The following is a 15,400-nucleotide window of genomic DNA, read 5'->3' as shown; positions in this document are numbered from 1 at the left end:
ATGAACATTTTGGCGCTGATTCCGCACTACAAACACCCCGCCACCGTCGGCCAAGTGGCCGAAGCCATGCGCGGTTTCGGTTTGGATGTGCTGATTGTGGATGACGGCTCGGGCGATGATTGCCGGCAGGTTTTAGACAAACTGGCGCTTTCAGACGGCATCGAAGTGCTCTATCGCTTTGAAAACGGCGGCAAAGGCGCGGCGGTGAAAAGCGGTTTGAACTATGCCGAAGCGCGCGGCTATACGCATGTTTTGCAGGTGGATGCCGATGCGCAACACCATCTGCCCGACACCGCCAAACTTATCGAAGCCGCCGCTGCGCAGCCCGAAGCGGTGGTGTGCGGCTGGCCGCAATACGGCAGCGATGCGCCCAAAGCGCGCCTTTACGGGCGAAAAATCACCGATTTTTGGAATATGGTCAACACCGGCTCCACCGACATCAAAGACGGCATGTGCGGCTTCCGTCTTTACCCCTTGGCCGCCGCGCTTGCGGTGGTGCGCGAAGAAAACGTGGGCGAGCGCATGGATTTCGACACCGAAATCCTCGTGCGCCTGCATTGGCGCGCCTTGCCGCTGGTGTGGATTAAAACGCCGGTGCGCTATGCTTCAGACGGCATTTCGCATTTTGATGCTTGGGGCGATAATGTGCGCATCAGCAAAATGCATGCGCGGTTGTTTTTTGAAATGTTGGCGCGGCGGTTGAGCGGGCGCTTGGGCAAGCGCTGATTGGGTAGGTTTTGGCAGGCCGTCTGAATGCTGCCAACGATTAGCTGTTAAATGATACCAAAAGGAGAGCCGCGATGAAAAAAGCCATTTGTTTGACTTTGTGGAAAAGCATGATGTTGCTGTGTGTGGCCGCTTATCTGCCCACGGCAGCGGCGGCCAAGCTTCGTCCGGAGGTGGTTTTTTCGGCCGATCAGTTGCTGGAAGCGCTGCGGGGTCGGCAAATCAACTATCTCCACATCTTTAGTTCGGGCAACGAGGCGGTTGCTTTTGCCAACGGCTATATCAATGCCGTGGCCACTGTCGAGGCACGAGCGGGCAGGTGGTGCGGCATGATGACCATCAAGCCGCATGAAGTGGTGTCGCGGGTGGGGGATTTTATTGTGGCTTCGGGCGCCGATGCCAAAAATCAGGCCGCAGATGTTGCTGTGGCTCAGGCTTTGCAGCAGTTGCGTCCTTGCACACAGCCGGCCAAAAAAAGGAAAAGGCAATAAATGGGCGGTTTACTCAAAGGCAAGCCGGTGAGGCCGTCTGAAACACAAGCTTGTTTGCAAGCCCGGCGGGTGGTTGTGAATAAATTTATGCTTGCTGCGTTTCTTTTACCGTTTACCCTTAGCGCCTGTGGAAAAATCCGTGCCGACACCAATGATGCCGCGAAAGTCCACGCCCGTCAGGCCGCTATGCTGTTTTTCAACGCTTGCGTTGCCACCGGAGCGGATGAGGCCAAGTTGGCTGCGTTGGCGGCAAAAGAAAAAATGCTTGAATTAAACAGCGAACAAAAGCAGCCGTTTCATTTCGAGCCTGAAGCCAAGCGGGTTTGGGGTGTGCACAGCGAGGCGGGCGGGCGCTTTTTTCTGGTGTCGGGCAAATCGTATTGCTCGGTGAAAGCCAAACAAGCAGATGCCGAAGAGATTGAAGCAGAGATGGCGGAAATGGCCGCGAAGGTGGCGGAAAATTTGAATTTGGCGCACCGCATCATGAGTGAAGAGCAGCTTGCGCCCACCATCAGGCAAGTGGTGCATACGATAGCGGAGCAAGACGGGCAAAAAGGCATTCTCTTTTCGGTTTACACCCATACCGATGCAAAAGCAGGCGCGCAAGCCGCCTTGAATTTTCACTATTTCAATGAAGCAGGCACACAAGGCCGTCTGAAACCATGACCGCAAAATCCAATCACTGGGCGGCGCAGCAAGAGCGCGGCAACCGTTTGCTGCTCGGCCTCACCACGCTGATGGTGCGCCATTTGCCGGCTTTTTTGATGAATCCGTGCATTTGGTTTGTAGTGTTTTATTTTTACCTCACCGCGCCGGCACCGCGCCGGCACATTGCCCGCTATCAGGCGCGGCTGGCGGCAGCCTATCCTGATGCACCGCTGCCGCGCCGCTGGCCGGTGCTCAAGCAGTTTACGGCTTTCGGGCGGGCGGTGTGCGATCGCTTTGCCGTGTGGCAGCGCAAAATCCGCTATGAAAATCTGGTGCTGCACGACCCGGATAATGTGTATGCCGATATGGACAGCCCCGACGGGCGCGGGCAGATTTTTGTGTGCTCGCATGTGGGCAATGTGGAAATCTGCCGCGCGCTGGTGTCGCACCATCAAGGCTTCAAGCTGAACGTGCTGGTGCACAGCCGCCATGCCCAAGCTTTTAACGAAGCGCTGATCAAGGCCGGTGCCGACCGCATCCAGCTGATTCAAGTTAGCGATTTGGATGCCGCGCTGATGATGGAATTAAACGCGCGCATCGAAGCGGGCGAATGGCTGGCCATCGCCGCCGACCGCGTGCCCGTGCGCGGCGAGAAAACGGTGGAAGTGGATTTTTTAGGCGCCAAAGCGCAGCTGCCGCAAGGCGCATGGCTTTTGGCCGGCCTGCTGAAAACGCAAGTGCACACGCTTTTTTGTGTTCAGCACCAAGGCCGCTATCATTTGAAATTGCGCCGCTTTTTAAACAGCACCGATTGGAAGCGCGGCGAGCGTCAAGCCGCCGTGGCCGCCGCCGCTCAGGCTTATGCCGACCGCCTGACCGAAGAATGCGCCGCCGCCCCGCTGCAATGGTTTAATTTTTACGATTTTTGGAACGATTATGGCTAAACATGTTTACTGCCGCCACCGCACCGAAATAGAAGTGCCGTTTTTTGATGTGGACGCCATGCACATTGTGTGGCACGGCCATTATGTGAAATACCTTGAAGTGGCGCGCTGCGCATTTTTGACCGAAATCGGCTACGATTACAACGAGATGGGCAGGCAGGGCTTTAGCTGGCCGGTGGTGCAGCTCAATTTGAAATATGTGAAGCCCGCCCGCTTCGGCCAAAAAATCTATGTGGACCTGGCGCTGGTGGAAATCGAAAGCTGCCTGCGCATCGACTACACCATTTCAGATGCCCAAAGCGGCGCCAAGCTCACCAAAGCGAGCACCACCCAAGTGGCCGTGGCGCTGGAGAGCGGCGAGATGCAGTTTCAAACGCCGGCAAGCTGGCTGGCAGCGGTGGCCAAACATAAAAGCTTTCAGACGGCCTGATGGGAGTTGATGTGGGCGGATAAATACAAACCTGTGGTTTGCGGCCCTCGCCCCGTATCCAGCACGGGGCAGACGCTTGCACGGTTATAAATTCCGTCGACAAATGCCGATAGGCCGGTATATCGCCGATTTTGTGTGCGAAGAGCGCCGTTTGATTGTAGAGGCCGATGGCGGGCAACATGCTGAGCAATGCGCATACGATGCCGGTCGCAGCCGCGATCTGCAACAAAGCGGTTATACGGTATTGCGTTTTTGGAATCATGAAATTTTGCAGGAAACAGAAGCCGTGCTTGCCCGAATTCTGCTTACGCCGGACAGCCTGCCTGTGGTGAGAGGGCGTTGAATCGGGTTGCACTTAGCCACATGAGGTAAGATCCGAAAAGCCGCAAGGCTTGCTGTGCACCATATAAACCGCACCTGATAGATACCATCCAACATGGAAACAAATACATGAAAAAATATTTAATCGGCATGGCGCTGATTCTATTCAGCCCCTTTATCCAAGCATTCGACACCGCCGAATTGGCACAAATGCTGCAACAGCCGCAAAATGTGCAGGGCGCGTTTGCGCAGCAGCGCTATCTCAAATCATTAAACCAGCCGATGAACACCGGCGGGCGCTTTGTGTTGCTGCCGAAAAAAGGCTTGCTGTGGCAGATGCAAAAGCCGTTTGACAATCGCCTGCGCGTGCGTGCCGACGGCATTATGCAGTGGAACGGCAAGGCGTGGGTGAGTGCCGGCGGTGGCAGCCGCAGCGGGCAGGCGCAGCAAATCAAGCTTTTTCTGGATTTGCTCGGCGGCAACACGGCGGGGCTGGAGAAGCAGTTTGATTTGCAGCTGAGCGGCAATGCGAAAAAATGGACGCTGCGACTCAACCCGAAAACCGCTTTGATGAAGCAGATTTTCACCCGCATCGACATCAGCGGCGATGCCGTGGTGCGCAAAATCGAATTGAACGAAACCCAAGGTGAGCGCACGGTGATGACATTTAGCGGCGTGGCGGTGAATCAGCCGCTGGATGCGTTTGCGCGATTGGCTTTGCAGTAGCCGCAACCTTTGCAAAACGCCCCTGCCGTCGCTCCTGCGCATGCCGAGCAGGTAGCCGCCAGCAACACGAAAAAAATCAAACATTTGATTTTATAGGTAATTTATTATTTTCAGAAATCTGAACAAACCTAGGCACCCGCCTGCGCGAGTGCGACAGATATAGTGGAATGCAAGAAAAAGTGATACAAAACCACGCACTATCACGGGGTAGGTTGGGTTGATAAACCCAAGGTTTCAGACGGCCTGTGGGCTTGTTGGGTTTTCTACCCAACCTACCCGTTGTGTCACTTTTTTATGCATTCCACTATATTTGGTTTTGCAAAGGCCTCAGGCCGTCTGAAAAAAAAGCACTGTGCCGGATATTGCGCTTTGTCGATGCAGCAGAAACCCATGAAACCGATAGGCCGTCTGAAAACATTTGAAACCATCATGAGCCACAAACTCCGCTTTTTTTACACGCTTTTTATCGCCATTACCGCCGTGTTTTTGATCTACACGCTGGCTGCGCGCGCGTGGCTGCAAACCGATCTTACCGCGCTTTTGCCTGCCGAGCAGTCGGCCGATGCGGTGTGGCAGGCGGCGGATAAGGCGGCCGAAGCGCAGCTCAATGGCCAAGTGGTGTTGCTGGCGGGCAGCGATGATGCACAGCAAGCTTTTCAGACGGCCGCCGAGGTTGCCAAGCTGTGGCGCAGTAGTGGCGTGTTTGCAGAAGTGGACAGCGAAATCGCGCCCGATTTGGCGCAGCTGCGGCCAGCGGTGCAGCGCTTGGGCTTGGCGGTGTTGCCGCAGCGGCAGCGCGAATGGCTGCAAAGCGATCCGCAAGCCTATTTCCGGCAGCGGGCGGAAGATGCGCTCAACCCCTTTGCCGCGCCTTCGCCTTTGCCGCTAGACCAAGATTGGTTGGGCTTCGGCCGCTTCACGCTGGCGCAGGCGCAGCCCTTGAGCAAGCTGCAATGGCATGCCGAGAGCGGCATGTTGTTCACCGAAGATGAAAGCGGCAAAACCTGGGTGTGGTTGCGCGCGCGTTTGCCTGAGCAAAGCGGCGTGGCCAACGGCAGTGAGGATTTATTGCCACTGCTGGCGCAAAGTCGCTCGCTGGCGGAGCAGCAGGGCGTGCAAACTTTAAGCGCCGGCGGGGCGCTCTTTGCCGCGGCGGCCAAGGCCGATGCCGAGCGCGAAAGCCGCTTGATGAGCGCGGCGGGGCTGTTGCTCACGTTTTCGCTGCTGCTGTGGGTGTTTCGCAGCGGCCGTGTGTTTTGGCTGGCGCTGCCGCTGGCGGCGGGCTTGCTCACGGGGCTGGCGGCTTCGCTGCTGCTGTTTGGGCAAGTGCATGTGCTCACCTTGGTGATCAGCACGAGCCTGCTGGGCATGTTGGTGGATTTTCCATTGCATTGGCTGGCGCCATCGGTGTTTCCGAGGCCGTCTGAAAGCCGCGCGGCTGCCCATCCGGCATCACGGCTTTCAGACGGCTTGAGCTGGCAGGCCGGCGCGGCCATGCGCCATGCGCGGCCGGTGTTTCTCACCAGCTTGGCGATTACGGTGCTCGGCTATGCGCTGTTGTGGTTTACGCCGCTGCCGGTGTTGCGCCAAACGGCGGTGTTTTCCGGCTTTGCGCTTTTGGGCGCATTCGGGGCAACGGTGTGGTGGCTGCCGCCTTTGTTTGCACGTTATCAGCCCAAGGCCGTGCCGTTTGCCGCTTGGGTGCAGCGGCTTTATCCGCTCACCGGCCGTCTGAAACAGCGCTTGCGCCGCAAAGGCTGGCTGGCTTTGGCCGCTTTGCTGCTGTTGGCGGGCTTGTGGCGCAGCAGCTGGCACGACGATATCCGCCAATGGGTGTCGATGCCGCCCGAATTGCTGGCACAGGCGCAGCAGATAGGTGCACTCAGCGGCCAGGATTTCAGCGGTCAATATCTGCTGATTGAGGCACCGGATGAAGATATGTTGTTGCAACGCAGCGCCGATGTGCGCCGCGCCTTGCAGCCTTTGCTTGATGCGCAGCAATTGGGCGCGGTGCAGTCGCTCGACCAATGGATTATGCCGGTGGCCGGGCAGCAGGCCTTGCAGCGCCGTTTGAGCGAATTGGCGGCGCTGCCGCAAACGTGGGCGGCAATGCGCGAAATCGGCGTGCCGCGCCAAACCATGCGCCAGGCTTTGCGCGAAGCCGCCGCCGCACCGCCGCTCACGCTCTCGCAAAGCCTGCAAACGCCCTTGGCCGAAGCTTGGCGGCCGCTTTATTTGGGCGAAGCGGCACCGGGGCGCTTTGCAGCGGTGGCGCGTTTGCAGGCAATGGAAAATGCAGCAGCAGTGCAGGCGGCGGTGCGCCATCTTGAGGGCGTGCGCTGGGTGGACAAGCGCGCGCACCTAAACGAATTGTTTCACCACACCCGCAACCAAGCCGCTTGGCTGAAGCTGGCTTCTTATGCTCTGGCGTGGCTGTTGCTGTGGAAAATATTCGGCGCGCGCCGCGGCGCGTTGATTTTGGCGGTGCCGCTGGCTTCCGCGCTCGGCGTGGTGGCGCTTTTGGGCTGGCTGGGCGTGCCGGTGAGCCTGTTTGCCATGTTTGGCTTACTGCTGGTGTCGGCCATCGGCGTGGACTATGCCGTGTATGCCTATGCCGCGCATGAAAGCGCACCCGCGCGGCTGGGCGGCATGTTGCTGGCCGCGCTCACCACCGGCATTTCATTCGGCCTGCTTGCGTTGAGCAGCACACCGGCGGTGGCCGCTTTCGGCACCACCGTGGCGCTGGGCGTGGTGTTGAACCTGCTGTTTGCGGCTTGGCTGCTGCGGGAATAAACAGCCTCTAATTTTAAAATCAGAAAGCGATAAATAAGATGAACACAAATTGTGATGTGGCCATTATCGGCGGCGGCCCTGCCGGGGCGGTGGCGGCGGCTTTGTTGAATAAACAGGGTTTGCGCGTGGTGGTGTTGGAAAAGCAGCATTTTCCGCGTTTTGTGATTGGCGAGAGCCTGTTGCCGCATTGTATGGAATTTATCGAGGCGGCGGGCTTCGGCGATGCGGTGCGCGCCGAGCCGAGCTTTCAATTGAAAAACGGCGCGGCCTTTACTTGGGGCAGCCGCTACACTTATTTCGATTTCACCGATAAATTTTCAAGCGGGCCCGGCACCACGTTTCAAGTGCGCCGTGCGCTGTTTGACAAAATTCTGATTGACGAAGCCGCCGCCCAAGGGGTGGATGTGCGCTTCGGCCACGGCGTGGCGGCGTTTGACAACAGCGGCGCTGAGGCCCGCTTGCGCATCGAAGCCGATGACGGTGCTTATGAATTGAGCGCGGGCTTTGTGCTCGATGCCAGCGGCTACGGCCGCGTGCTGCCGCGCCTGCTCGATTTGGAAACACCCTCCGAATTGCCGCCGCGCCTGGCGCATTTCACCCATATTGTCGACAACATCAGCAGCCCCAAATTCGATCGCGACAAAATTCTGATCACCACCCACCCGCAGCACCGCGATGTGTGGCTGTGGACGATTCCGTTTGGCGACAATCATTGCTCCATCGGCGTGGTGGGCACGCCCGACAAATTGGCGGGCGATTCGGAAACGGTGTTGAAAAAATTTGCACTCGAATGCCCGATGCTGGCCGAAGTGCTTGCCGATGCGGTGTGGGAAAACGAATTTCCCTTCCGCAGCATCCAGGGTTATTCGGCCAATGTGAAAAGCCTGCACGGCCGCCATTTTGCCTTGCTCGGCAATGCGGCCGAGTTTCTCGACCCCGTGTTTTCATCGGGCGTGACCATTGCCATGCATTCGGCCAAGCTGGCCGCCGATTTGCTGGTGAAACAGTTTAACGGCGAAGCGGCCGATTGGCAGCGTGAATTTGCCGAGCCGCTGATGGTGGGCGTGAACACTTTCCGCACTTATGTAAACGGCTGGTATGACGGACGCTTTCAAGATGTGATTTATGCCGACAACCGCAATGCCGACATCAGCCGCATGCTCAGCTCGATTTTGGCAGGCTACGCGTGGGACACGGAAAATCCTTATGTGGAAAAATCCGAGCGCCGCTTGAATGCGCTGGCCGAATTGGTGGGCGAAGCCCGATTGTGATGCGATGCCGTCTGAAAGCCATACCATGAATTTTATAAAGCTTTTTTTTGCCGCTTTATGCGCCGCTTGGCTACTTGCCGCCTGCGCTGTTTCAGACGGCCTGCCCAAGCCGCAAACCCTGCCGGCTTTGGCCGCCGGCGACACACGCTGGTTTAAGCTTGAAGCGCAGGATGAAGCCGGCAATATTGAGCAGGCCAGCCTGCTGGCGGTGCAGCGCGACGGCGAGAACCTGCGCTTTGTGCAAACCGATGCGCTGGGTGCGCCGCTGTCGCGCCAAACCGTGGGCGGCAAGGGCTGGGCAAACGATGGTTTTGTCGCGCCCAATGCCGGTTCGCGCCGCCTGTTTGCCGCACTGTTGCCCTTGCTGGACGAGGGCGCGGCGGTTTATCCGCAGCAGCGGCAGGAAAAGCAGGGCGCGGCCACGGTGTATTTTGAAAATACGCGCGAATTGTGGCGCAGCGAAGTTTCAGACGGCCTTTATATCATTGTTTTTCCCGATGGCCGGCGCTGGTTGCTAACACCCCTGAACAACGAATAAACAAAGCCCATTATGATGAATACACCTGTTTACCTCACCGCCCCCGCCATCACCAGCGCGCTGGGCAGCGGCCTGCAAACCCATGTCGATGCGCTGCTCAATCCGCCTGCCGCCTCGCCGCTGAGCGAATCCGGCCAATGGGTGCGCGGCAAAACTTATGCTTTCGGCGCGGTGAATGAAAGCTTGCGGCCTTTCCCCGCCACGCTTTCAGACGGCCACAAAAGCCGCAACAATCAATTGCTGTGGCACGCGCTCGCGCAAATCGAGGGCGATATCGAAGCGGCCAAACAGCGCTTCGGCGCGGGCAGAATCGCCGTGGTGATGGGCACGTCCACCAGCGGCGTGGATGAAAATATTCCCTTATTTCAGCAGGTGGCCGATGGCGGCGCGTGGCGCGATGTGCCGTTTAACCAGCAGCAGCAAATTTTGTCTGCGCCTGCCGATTTTGTGGCGGCGGTGTATGGTTTGCAAAACCTGTGCTACGGCGTGTCCACCGCCTGTACATCGGGTGCAAAAGCCTTAATCAGCGCGGCAAGATTATTGAGGGCGGGGCTGTGTGATGCCGTGGTGTGCGGCGGCGTGGACACCTTATCACCGCTCACCATCAACGGCTTTAATTCGCTGGGCGTGCTTTCAGACGGCATGGCCAACCCCTTTTCCGCCCAACGCAACGGCATCAACATCGGCGAAGCCGCCGCCGCCTTTGTGATGACGCGCGAAGCCGGTTTCGGCGAGAGCCTGCCGCTGCTGGGCTATGGCGCCGGCAGCGACGCCTATCATATGTCTTCCCCGCGCCCCGACGGCCAAGGCGCCGCGCAAGCCTTTCAAGCCGCCTTAATCCACGCCGCGCTGCCGCCCGAAGCCGTCGGCTGGATCAACCTGCACGGCACCGGCACGCAACACAACGACAGCATGGAAAGCCTGGCCGTGGCTGCAATATTCGGCTGCCAAACGCCGTGCACCTCCACCAAACCGCTCACCGGCCACACGCTCGGCGCAGCCGGCGCGATTGAAGCCGCGTTTTTATGGGGCATGGTCAGCCGCCGCTGCAACCCGCAAGGCAGGCTGCCTGCGCAAATCTGGAATGGTGAACGCGATGCCGCCTTGCCGGAAATCGCGCTTACTGATGCGGGCAGCGTATGGCAAAGTGGGCAAAGAATCGGCGCCAGCGCATCGTTTGCGTTTGGCGGCAACAATGCGGTGGTGGTGATAGGCGAGGCCGTCTGAAAGCTGAGTGGCTTGATAGTTGATGTTGATTACCTATTAAAATGAAAACGGCTGAAACAGGTCGTCTGAAAACCAAACTTAAAGAATAACCATGCCCGAAAAGCTGATTTGCCCCATCACCCATATAGCCCCCTTGCTGCCGCACAGCGGCCATATGGTGTTGCTCGACTGCATCACCGAATATGGCGATGATTATCTGCACGCCACGGCACATGTGGGTGAAAAACACATTTTGCTGCAAGCGGGCAGCCTGCCGGCGCTGGCGGGCATGGAAATTATGGCGCAAGGCATTGCCGCGCTGGCCGGCTGCCATGCGCACAATCGCGGCGAGCCGGTGCGGCTGGGCTTTTTGCTGGGCACGCGCAAGTTGAATCTTTTTGCCGACACCATTGCCGTGGGCACGCAATTGTCGATTCAGGTGCATGCTTCCACGCAAGACAGCACGGGCTTCGGCGTGTTTGACTGCGCGCTGCGTTGGACGGATGCGCCGGCTTCGGCGAGGGCACAGCTGCCTTCAGACGGCCTGTTGGTGCAGGCGGCCTTGAATGTGTTCAGCCCGAAAGAGGGGATGGCAGTTTGAAACGGCGGTTTAATGTGGCTTGAAGCCGTCTGAAGCCCAATCTGAACACAAGTTTACCAAACAAGCGCAGTTGCGATGCTATCGTGAAATGCATAAAAAAGTGATACGGCGGGTAGCTTGGGTTGCAAACCCAAGCAATCCACAAGCCGTCTGAAACGTTGGGTTTATCAACCCAACCTACGTGCTTGCTGCTTTCAGACGGCCTGTTGCAGGCGGCCTTGAATGTGTTTAGCGGGTAGGTTGGGTTGCAAACTCAACAAATCCACAAGCCGTCTGAAACTGAATGTGTTCAGCCCGAAAGAAGGAATGGCGGTTTGAAACGGCGGTTTAATGTGTTTTTAAACTGCGGCTTGGTTTGATGCAGTTTGAGGCCGTCTGAAATCTTTCAGACGGCCTTGATAAATTTTGTTAAAATTTCACTTTAAGCTTTACAAAGGCCATGCAGCGGCGCGGCATAACCATGCTAGGGTCTGTTCACATTTCATCCGTGCGTAAGATTTTGAGCGCAAAAGCGCGTTTGCAAGGCGAAAAGCGCAGTAAGGTTGGATACCTTGCGAGCATTTTCAACGCGGCAGGCGCGTTTTTGTGCCAAAAGATTGCCACGAGATGAGTGGTGAACAGACCCTAAAAATACTTTCAGGAAAACGATGAACAAAACCATTTTAATCACCGGTGCAAACCGCGGCATCGGTAAGGCGGTGGCGCTGGGTTTGGCGGCAGACGGCTATGATATTGCGGTGCATTGCCGCAGCCGGCGCGATGAAGCCGAAGCGGTGGCCGCAGAAATCTGCGCACAGGGCAGGCAGGCGCGGGTGTTGCAGTTTGATGTGGGCGACAGGGCGGCCTGCCGCGAAATATTAAGCGCCGATGTGGAAGCGCACGGCGCTTATTACGGCGTGGTGCTCAATGCCGGGCTCACGCGCGACAATGCTTTTCCCGCGCTGGAAGATGAAGATTGGGATAATGTGTTGCGCACCAATCTTGATGGTTTCTACAACGTGCTGCATCCGGTAATCATGCCGATGATACGCCGCCGACAGCCCGGGCGCATTGTGTGCATGGCTTCGGTGTCGGGCTTGATCGGCAACCGCGGCCAGGTAAACTACAGCGCTTCCAAAGCCGGCCTGATCGGCGCGGCCAAAGCCTTGGCACTGGAATTGGCCAAGCGCAAAATCACGGTAAACTGTGTGGCGCCGGGCTTGATCGACACCGCCATTTTGGATGAGCACACGCCCGTGGCCGAAATTTTAAAAATGATACCGGCGCAGCGCATGGGCAGCCCCGAAGAAGTGGCGCATGCGGTGCGCTTTTTGATGGATGAAAAAGCCGCCTACATCACGCGGCAGGTGATTGCGGTGAACGGGGGATTATGTTGAACAGAGTTGTGGTCAGCGGCATCGGCGGCATTTCTGCTTTCGGCCGCGATTGGGCAAGCATTCAAGCGGCTTTCAAACAAGGCCGCAATGCCGTGCAAAATATGGGCTGGCAGGGGCAATATCCCGATTTGGAAGCGCAATTGGGCGCGCCCATCGAAGGCTATGCGCCGCCCGCACATTGGACGCGCAAACAGCTGCGCAGCATGGGGCGCGTGTCTTATTTGTGTGTGGATGCGGCCGAGCAGGCGCTGGCCGATGCCGGCTTGCTCGGCGATGAGCGCATCAAAGACGGGCGCATGGGCGTGGCCTGCGGCTCTTCCACCGGCAGCACGCAAGACATCCGCGATGTGGGTGAATTGCTGATTACCGGTAAATCGCAAAATTTCAGCGCCAACACCTATGTGCGCATGATGCCGCACACCACCGCCGCCAATATCGGCATTTTCTTCGGCCTCACCGGCCGCATCATCCCCACCTCCAGCGCCTGCTCATCGGGCAGCCAAGGCATAGGCTATGCTTATGAAGCCATCAAATACGGCATGATAGAAACAATGCTGGCCGGTGGCGGCGAAGAATTCTGCCCTTCTGAAGTGTATGTGTTCGACTCGCTCTATGCCGCCAGCCGCCGCAACAACGAGCCGGCGCAAACCCCGCGTCCTTACGATGCGGGGCGCGATGGCTTGGTGATTGGCGAGGGCGCGGGCATATTGGTGCTCGAATCGCTGGCGCATGCGCAGGCGCGCGGCGCGAAAATTTATGCCGAAATCGTGGGCTACGGTGCCAACAGCGACGGCAGCCACGTTACCCGGCCGCAAAAAGCCACCATGCAGCGCTGCATGGCGCTGGCTTTGGAAGACGCAGGGCTTGAGCCCGCGCAAATCGGCTATGTCAACGGCCACGGCACCGCCACCGAGCAGGGCGATATCGCTGAAACGCAAGCCACCGAAGCCTTGTTTGGCAGCCGCATGCCTATCAGCTCGCAAAAAAGCTACCTCGGCCACACCTTAGGCGCATGCGGCGCGCTCGAATCGTGGTTTTCGATTGAAATGATGAACAGCGGCTGGTTTGCGCCCACCCTCAATCTGGATCATATCGACCCGCGCTGCGGTCGGCTCGATTATATCCGCGGCCAAGGGCGAGAAATCGACACCGATTATGTGATGAACAATAATTTCGCCTTCGGCGGCGTGAACACTTCGCTGGTGTTTAAGCGCTGGCGCGGCGAATGAGTGAAAGTGCAAAACAAAGCCAAGGCCGTCTGAAAAGTTTTCATACCAATTCAAAAAAGTAAGCTAACAAGGCGGCGAGCCGAAGACAGTACACCTAGTACGGCTAGGCGAGCTAACGAAGTTAGGTTATTTTTTTGGATTGGTATCAGACGGCCTTGGCTTTGATGCGGTTGTGGGTCGGATACCTGTATCCGACATCACACCGGCCTTGATGCTTGTTCTGCGAACAAGTGTCGGATTCGAGAATCCGACCTACGCACTATAGAGGAATGTATAAAAAAGTGATACGGCGGGTAGGTTGGGTTGCAAACCCAACAAATAGACAAGCTGTCTGAAACGCTGGGTTTATCAACCCAACCTACGCGATTTCAGAATGCAGTTTCATGTAATACCAATCCAAAAAAATAACCTAACTTCGTTATCTCGCCTAGCCGTACTATCTGTACTGTCTGCGGCTCGTCGTCTTGTTAGCTTACTTTTTTGAATTGGTATAACTTTTTCTTGCATTTCACTATAATTGCGGGCGTTTGAGCTTCAGACGGCCACAACAACGGTCAAAGAAAAACGGGAATCTTCAGATTCCCGTTTTTGATAATGACGCGGTGTTTACCAATAGCCCAGCACTTTCCACCAAGCTGCGCCGATGGTGGAGAAAATCACCAATTCGATCACACTCATGATAAAGCCGGCTTTCCACCATTCGTTCATGCTCACATAGCCCGAGCCGTAAATCACCGGCGAAGAGCCCGAAGCATAGTGGGTGAGGCTCATCATAATGCTGGTGGCGGCGGCCATCATCAGCGCATAAAGCAGCGGCGGTGCGCCCAAGGCGAGGCCGGCGGCGTAGAAAGCGCCAAACATTGCGGTAACGTGGGCGGTGCCGCTGGCAAACATATAGTGCGAATAAAGATAAGCCAACAGCAATAAGGCGCAACCAAACACCCAGCTCAAACCCAAGCCGGAAATGCTGCTTTCGAGCACGCCGGAAAACCAGGCAATCAGGCCGAGCTTGTTGAGGAAAGTGGCCATCATCACCAGCGCGGCAAACCAAGTGATGGTATCCCACGCGCTTTTCTCTTTCAACACGTCATCCCAAGTGAGCACGCCGGTGAGCAGGAGCAGCGAGAGGCCGATAAAGGCGGTGGTGGTCGCGTCAACAGCGGCGGCGGGGCCGAATATCATCGCCGGAATGCCGGCCCACAGCAGCAGCAGCAAGCCGAAAATCGCCAGCATAATCCATTCGCCGCGGCTCATCGGGCCCATTTCTTTCAGGCGCTCTTTGGCAAAACCGGTGGCATTGGGGGTGTGTTTGATTTCAGGCGGATACAGGTAATAAAGAATAATCGGCATCAGCACCAGCGCCACCAGCGCCGGCAGCAGCATGGCCGTGGCCCACATGCCCCATGAAATGGAGATTTGTGCGCCGGTGGCTTTGCTGATCAAGTCCACCACCAAGGGGTTGGGCGCGGTGGCGGTGATAAACATCGAGCAGCAGATGATGTTGGCGTGGTAGTTGACCAGCGCCAAATATTTGCCGATTTTGCCCTCGGTGCCTTTTTCCGGGTCAGAATCAAAGCTGCCGGCAATCGCACGCATCACCGGGTGCACGATGGCGCCGCCGCGGGCGGTGTTGCTCGGGGTAACGGGGGCGAGCAGCAAGTCGGAAATCGCCAGGCTGTAGCCGATGCCCAATGTGCGTTTGCCCCACACGGCGATAAACATATAGCCAAAGCGCACGCCCAAGCCGGTTTTGAGCAGGCCGCGCGAAATCATAATCGCCACGCCGATCATCCAAATCAGCGGGCTGTTGAAGCTGCTCAAAGCATCTTTGGCCGCTTGCGCGGGGCTGTCGCTGGTCACGCCGGTAACGGCCACCAACGTAATGGCCAACATGGCCACCGCGCCGATGGGCATGGCTTTGCCGATAATGGCAGCCACCACGCCGACAAATAAGGCCAAAAGGTGCCAGGCATCACTGGTCACACCTTCCGGCACGGGAATGGCGTACCAAATCAGCAGCGCCAATATCACCGCCACTGCGGTAGGAATCGGTTTGAAACCCATAAAATTTCTCCGGGGTAAGAATAATCAAATGAATCA

The 15,400-nt window shown here is 57.3% G+C and carries 14 protein-coding genes and 1 pseudogene; 14 read left to right on the top strand and 1 reads right to left on the bottom strand.

Features of this window, described 5'->3' with window-relative positions; genetic code table 11:
* The 14 genes and pseudogenes from EV680_RS07315 (at position 1) to EV680_RS07250 (ending at position 13,300) form a co-directional block, all read left to right on the top strand.
* On the top strand, positions 1-726 hold the full coding sequence (locus tag EV680_RS07315) for a glycosyltransferase family 2 protein (RefSeq protein WP_132954093.1): 726 nt from the start codon (positions 1-3) through the stop codon (positions 724-726).
* A 74-nt stretch (positions 727-800) separates the two neighbouring features.
* On the top strand, positions 801-1,217 hold the full coding sequence (locus tag EV680_RS07310; protein WP_132954092.1) for a Rap1a/Tai family immunity protein: 417 nt from the start codon (positions 801-803) through the stop codon (positions 1,215-1,217).
* Positions 1,218-1,883 (top strand): NMCC_0638 family (lipo)protein, encoded by a 666-nt coding sequence (locus EV680_RS07305; protein WP_132954091.1) that lies wholly within the window; start codon positions 1,218-1,220, stop codon positions 1,881-1,883.
* Complete coding sequence (locus EV680_RS07300) at positions 1,880-2,809, top strand: LpxL/LpxP family acyltransferase (RefSeq protein ID WP_132954090.1); 930 nt, start codon at positions 1,880-1,882, stop codon at positions 2,807-2,809. Before EV680_RS07305 ends, EV680_RS07300 begins: the two co-directional genes overlap by 4 nt.
* Entirely contained in the window at positions 2,802-3,239 is a 438-nt protein-coding gene (locus tag EV680_RS07295; protein WP_132954089.1) for an acyl-CoA thioesterase, read from the top strand. The genes EV680_RS07300 and EV680_RS07295 overlap by 8 nt, the downstream gene beginning before the upstream one ends.
* A 64-nt stretch (positions 3,240-3,303) precedes the next feature.
* A pseudogene (locus EV680_RS07290) lies at positions 3,304-3,582 on the top strand (DUF559 domain-containing protein); the annotation flags it as partial.
* Positions 3,583-3,689: 107 nt separating this feature from the next.
* Positions 3,690-4,286 (top strand): LolA family protein, encoded by a 597-nt coding sequence (locus tag EV680_RS07285; RefSeq protein WP_132954088.1) that lies wholly within the window; start codon positions 3,690-3,692, stop codon positions 4,284-4,286.
* Between the two features lie 429 nt (positions 4,287-4,715).
* Positions 4,716-7,079: an MMPL family transporter gene (locus EV680_RS07280; protein ID WP_132954111.1), complete on the top strand. Its 2,364-nt coding sequence runs from the start codon at positions 4,716-4,718 to the stop codon at positions 7,077-7,079.
* 38 nt (positions 7,080-7,117) lie between these two features.
* Positions 7,118-8,350 (top strand): NAD(P)/FAD-dependent oxidoreductase, encoded by a 1,233-nt coding sequence (locus EV680_RS07275; protein WP_132954087.1) that lies wholly within the window; start codon positions 7,118-7,120, stop codon positions 8,348-8,350.
* A 25-nt stretch (positions 8,351-8,375) separates the two neighbouring features.
* A complete protein-coding gene (locus tag EV680_RS07270) occupies positions 8,376-8,888 on the top strand; it encodes a hypothetical protein (protein ID WP_132954086.1) in 513 nt (170 codons plus the stop codon).
* A gap of 15 nt (positions 8,889-8,903) precedes the next feature.
* Positions 8,904-10,115 carry a beta-ketoacyl-ACP synthase gene (locus EV680_RS07265; RefSeq protein WP_132954110.1) on the top strand — a complete coding sequence of 404 codons (1,212 nt, stop codon included), beginning with the start codon at positions 8,904-8,906 and terminating at the stop codon, positions 10,113-10,115.
* A 91-nt stretch (positions 10,116-10,206) separates the two neighbouring features.
* The gene (locus EV680_RS07260) at positions 10,207-10,695 is read left to right on the top strand and encodes a hotdog family protein (RefSeq protein ID WP_207894312.1); all 489 of its coding nucleotides are present in this window, start codon (positions 10,207-10,209) and stop codon (positions 10,693-10,695) included.
* A 647-nt stretch (positions 10,696-11,342) separates the two neighbouring features.
* Positions 11,343-12,071 (top strand): 3-oxoacyl-ACP reductase FabG, encoded by a 729-nt coding sequence (fabG, locus tag EV680_RS07255; protein ID WP_132954085.1) that lies wholly within the window; start codon positions 11,343-11,345, stop codon positions 12,069-12,071.
* Positions 12,065-13,300 carry a beta-ketoacyl-ACP synthase gene (locus EV680_RS07250; RefSeq protein ID WP_132954084.1) on the top strand — a complete coding sequence of 412 codons (1,236 nt, stop codon included), beginning with the start codon at positions 12,065-12,067 and terminating at the stop codon, positions 13,298-13,300. Before fabG ends, EV680_RS07250 begins: the two co-directional genes overlap by 7 nt.
* Before the next feature lie 606 nt (positions 13,301-13,906).
* Here the strand turns inward: EV680_RS07250 and EV680_RS07245 are convergent.
* The gene (locus EV680_RS07245) at positions 13,907-15,364 is read right to left on the bottom strand and encodes a DASS family sodium-coupled anion symporter (protein ID WP_132954083.1); all 1,458 of its coding nucleotides are present in this window, start codon (positions 15,362-15,364) and stop codon (positions 13,907-13,909) included.
* Between the last annotated feature and the right edge of the window lie 36 nt (positions 15,365-15,400).

This window comes from Uruburuella suis (assembly GCF_004341385.1).
GTDB classification, from domain to species: domain Bacteria; phylum Pseudomonadota; class Gammaproteobacteria; order Burkholderiales; family Neisseriaceae; genus Neisseria; species Neisseria suis.
This window is presented reverse-complemented; position numbering and strand designations above follow the sequence as displayed.

Bases quoted from the DNA above. Each gene is read 5' to 3' on its own strand.
- EV680_RS07315 (WP_132954093.1), top strand. From the start codon at position 1: ATGAACATTTTGGCGCTGATTCCGCACTACAAACACCCCGCCACCGTC.
- EV680_RS07310 (WP_132954092.1), top strand. From the start codon at position 801: ATGAAAAAAGCCATTTGTTTGACTTTGTGGAAAAGCATGATGTTGCTG.
- EV680_RS07305 (WP_132954091.1), top strand. From the start codon at position 1,218: ATGGGCGGTTTACTCAAAGGCAAGCCGGTGAGGCCGTCTGAAACACAA.
- EV680_RS07300 (WP_132954090.1), top strand. From the start codon at position 1,880: ATGACCGCAAAATCCAATCACTGGGCGGCGCAGCAAGAGCGCGGCAAC.
- EV680_RS07295 (WP_132954089.1), top strand. From the start codon at position 2,802: ATGGCTAAACATGTTTACTGCCGCCACCGCACCGAAATAGAAGTGCCG.
- EV680_RS07285 (WP_132954088.1), top strand. From the start codon at position 3,690: ATGAAAAAATATTTAATCGGCATGGCGCTGATTCTATTCAGCCCCTTT.
- EV680_RS07280 (WP_132954111.1), top strand. From the start codon at position 4,716: ATGAGCCACAAACTCCGCTTTTTTTACACGCTTTTTATCGCCATTACC.
- EV680_RS07275 (WP_132954087.1), top strand. From the start codon at position 7,118: ATGAACACAAATTGTGATGTGGCCATTATCGGCGGCGGCCCTGCCGGG.
- EV680_RS07270 (WP_132954086.1), top strand. From the start codon at position 8,376: ATGAATTTTATAAAGCTTTTTTTTGCCGCTTTATGCGCCGCTTGGCTA.
- EV680_RS07265 (WP_132954110.1), top strand. From the start codon at position 8,904: ATGAATACACCTGTTTACCTCACCGCCCCCGCCATCACCAGCGCGCTG.
- EV680_RS07260 (WP_207894312.1), top strand. From the start codon at position 10,207: ATGCCCGAAAAGCTGATTTGCCCCATCACCCATATAGCCCCCTTGCTG.
- fabG (WP_132954085.1), top strand. From the start codon at position 11,343: ATGAACAAAACCATTTTAATCACCGGTGCAAACCGCGGCATCGGTAAG.
- EV680_RS07250 (WP_132954084.1), top strand. From the start codon at position 12,065: ATGTTGAACAGAGTTGTGGTCAGCGGCATCGGCGGCATTTCTGCTTTC.
- EV680_RS07245 (WP_132954083.1), bottom strand. From the start codon at position 15,364: ATGGGTTTCAAACCGATTCCTACCGCAGTGGCGGTGATATTGGCGCTG.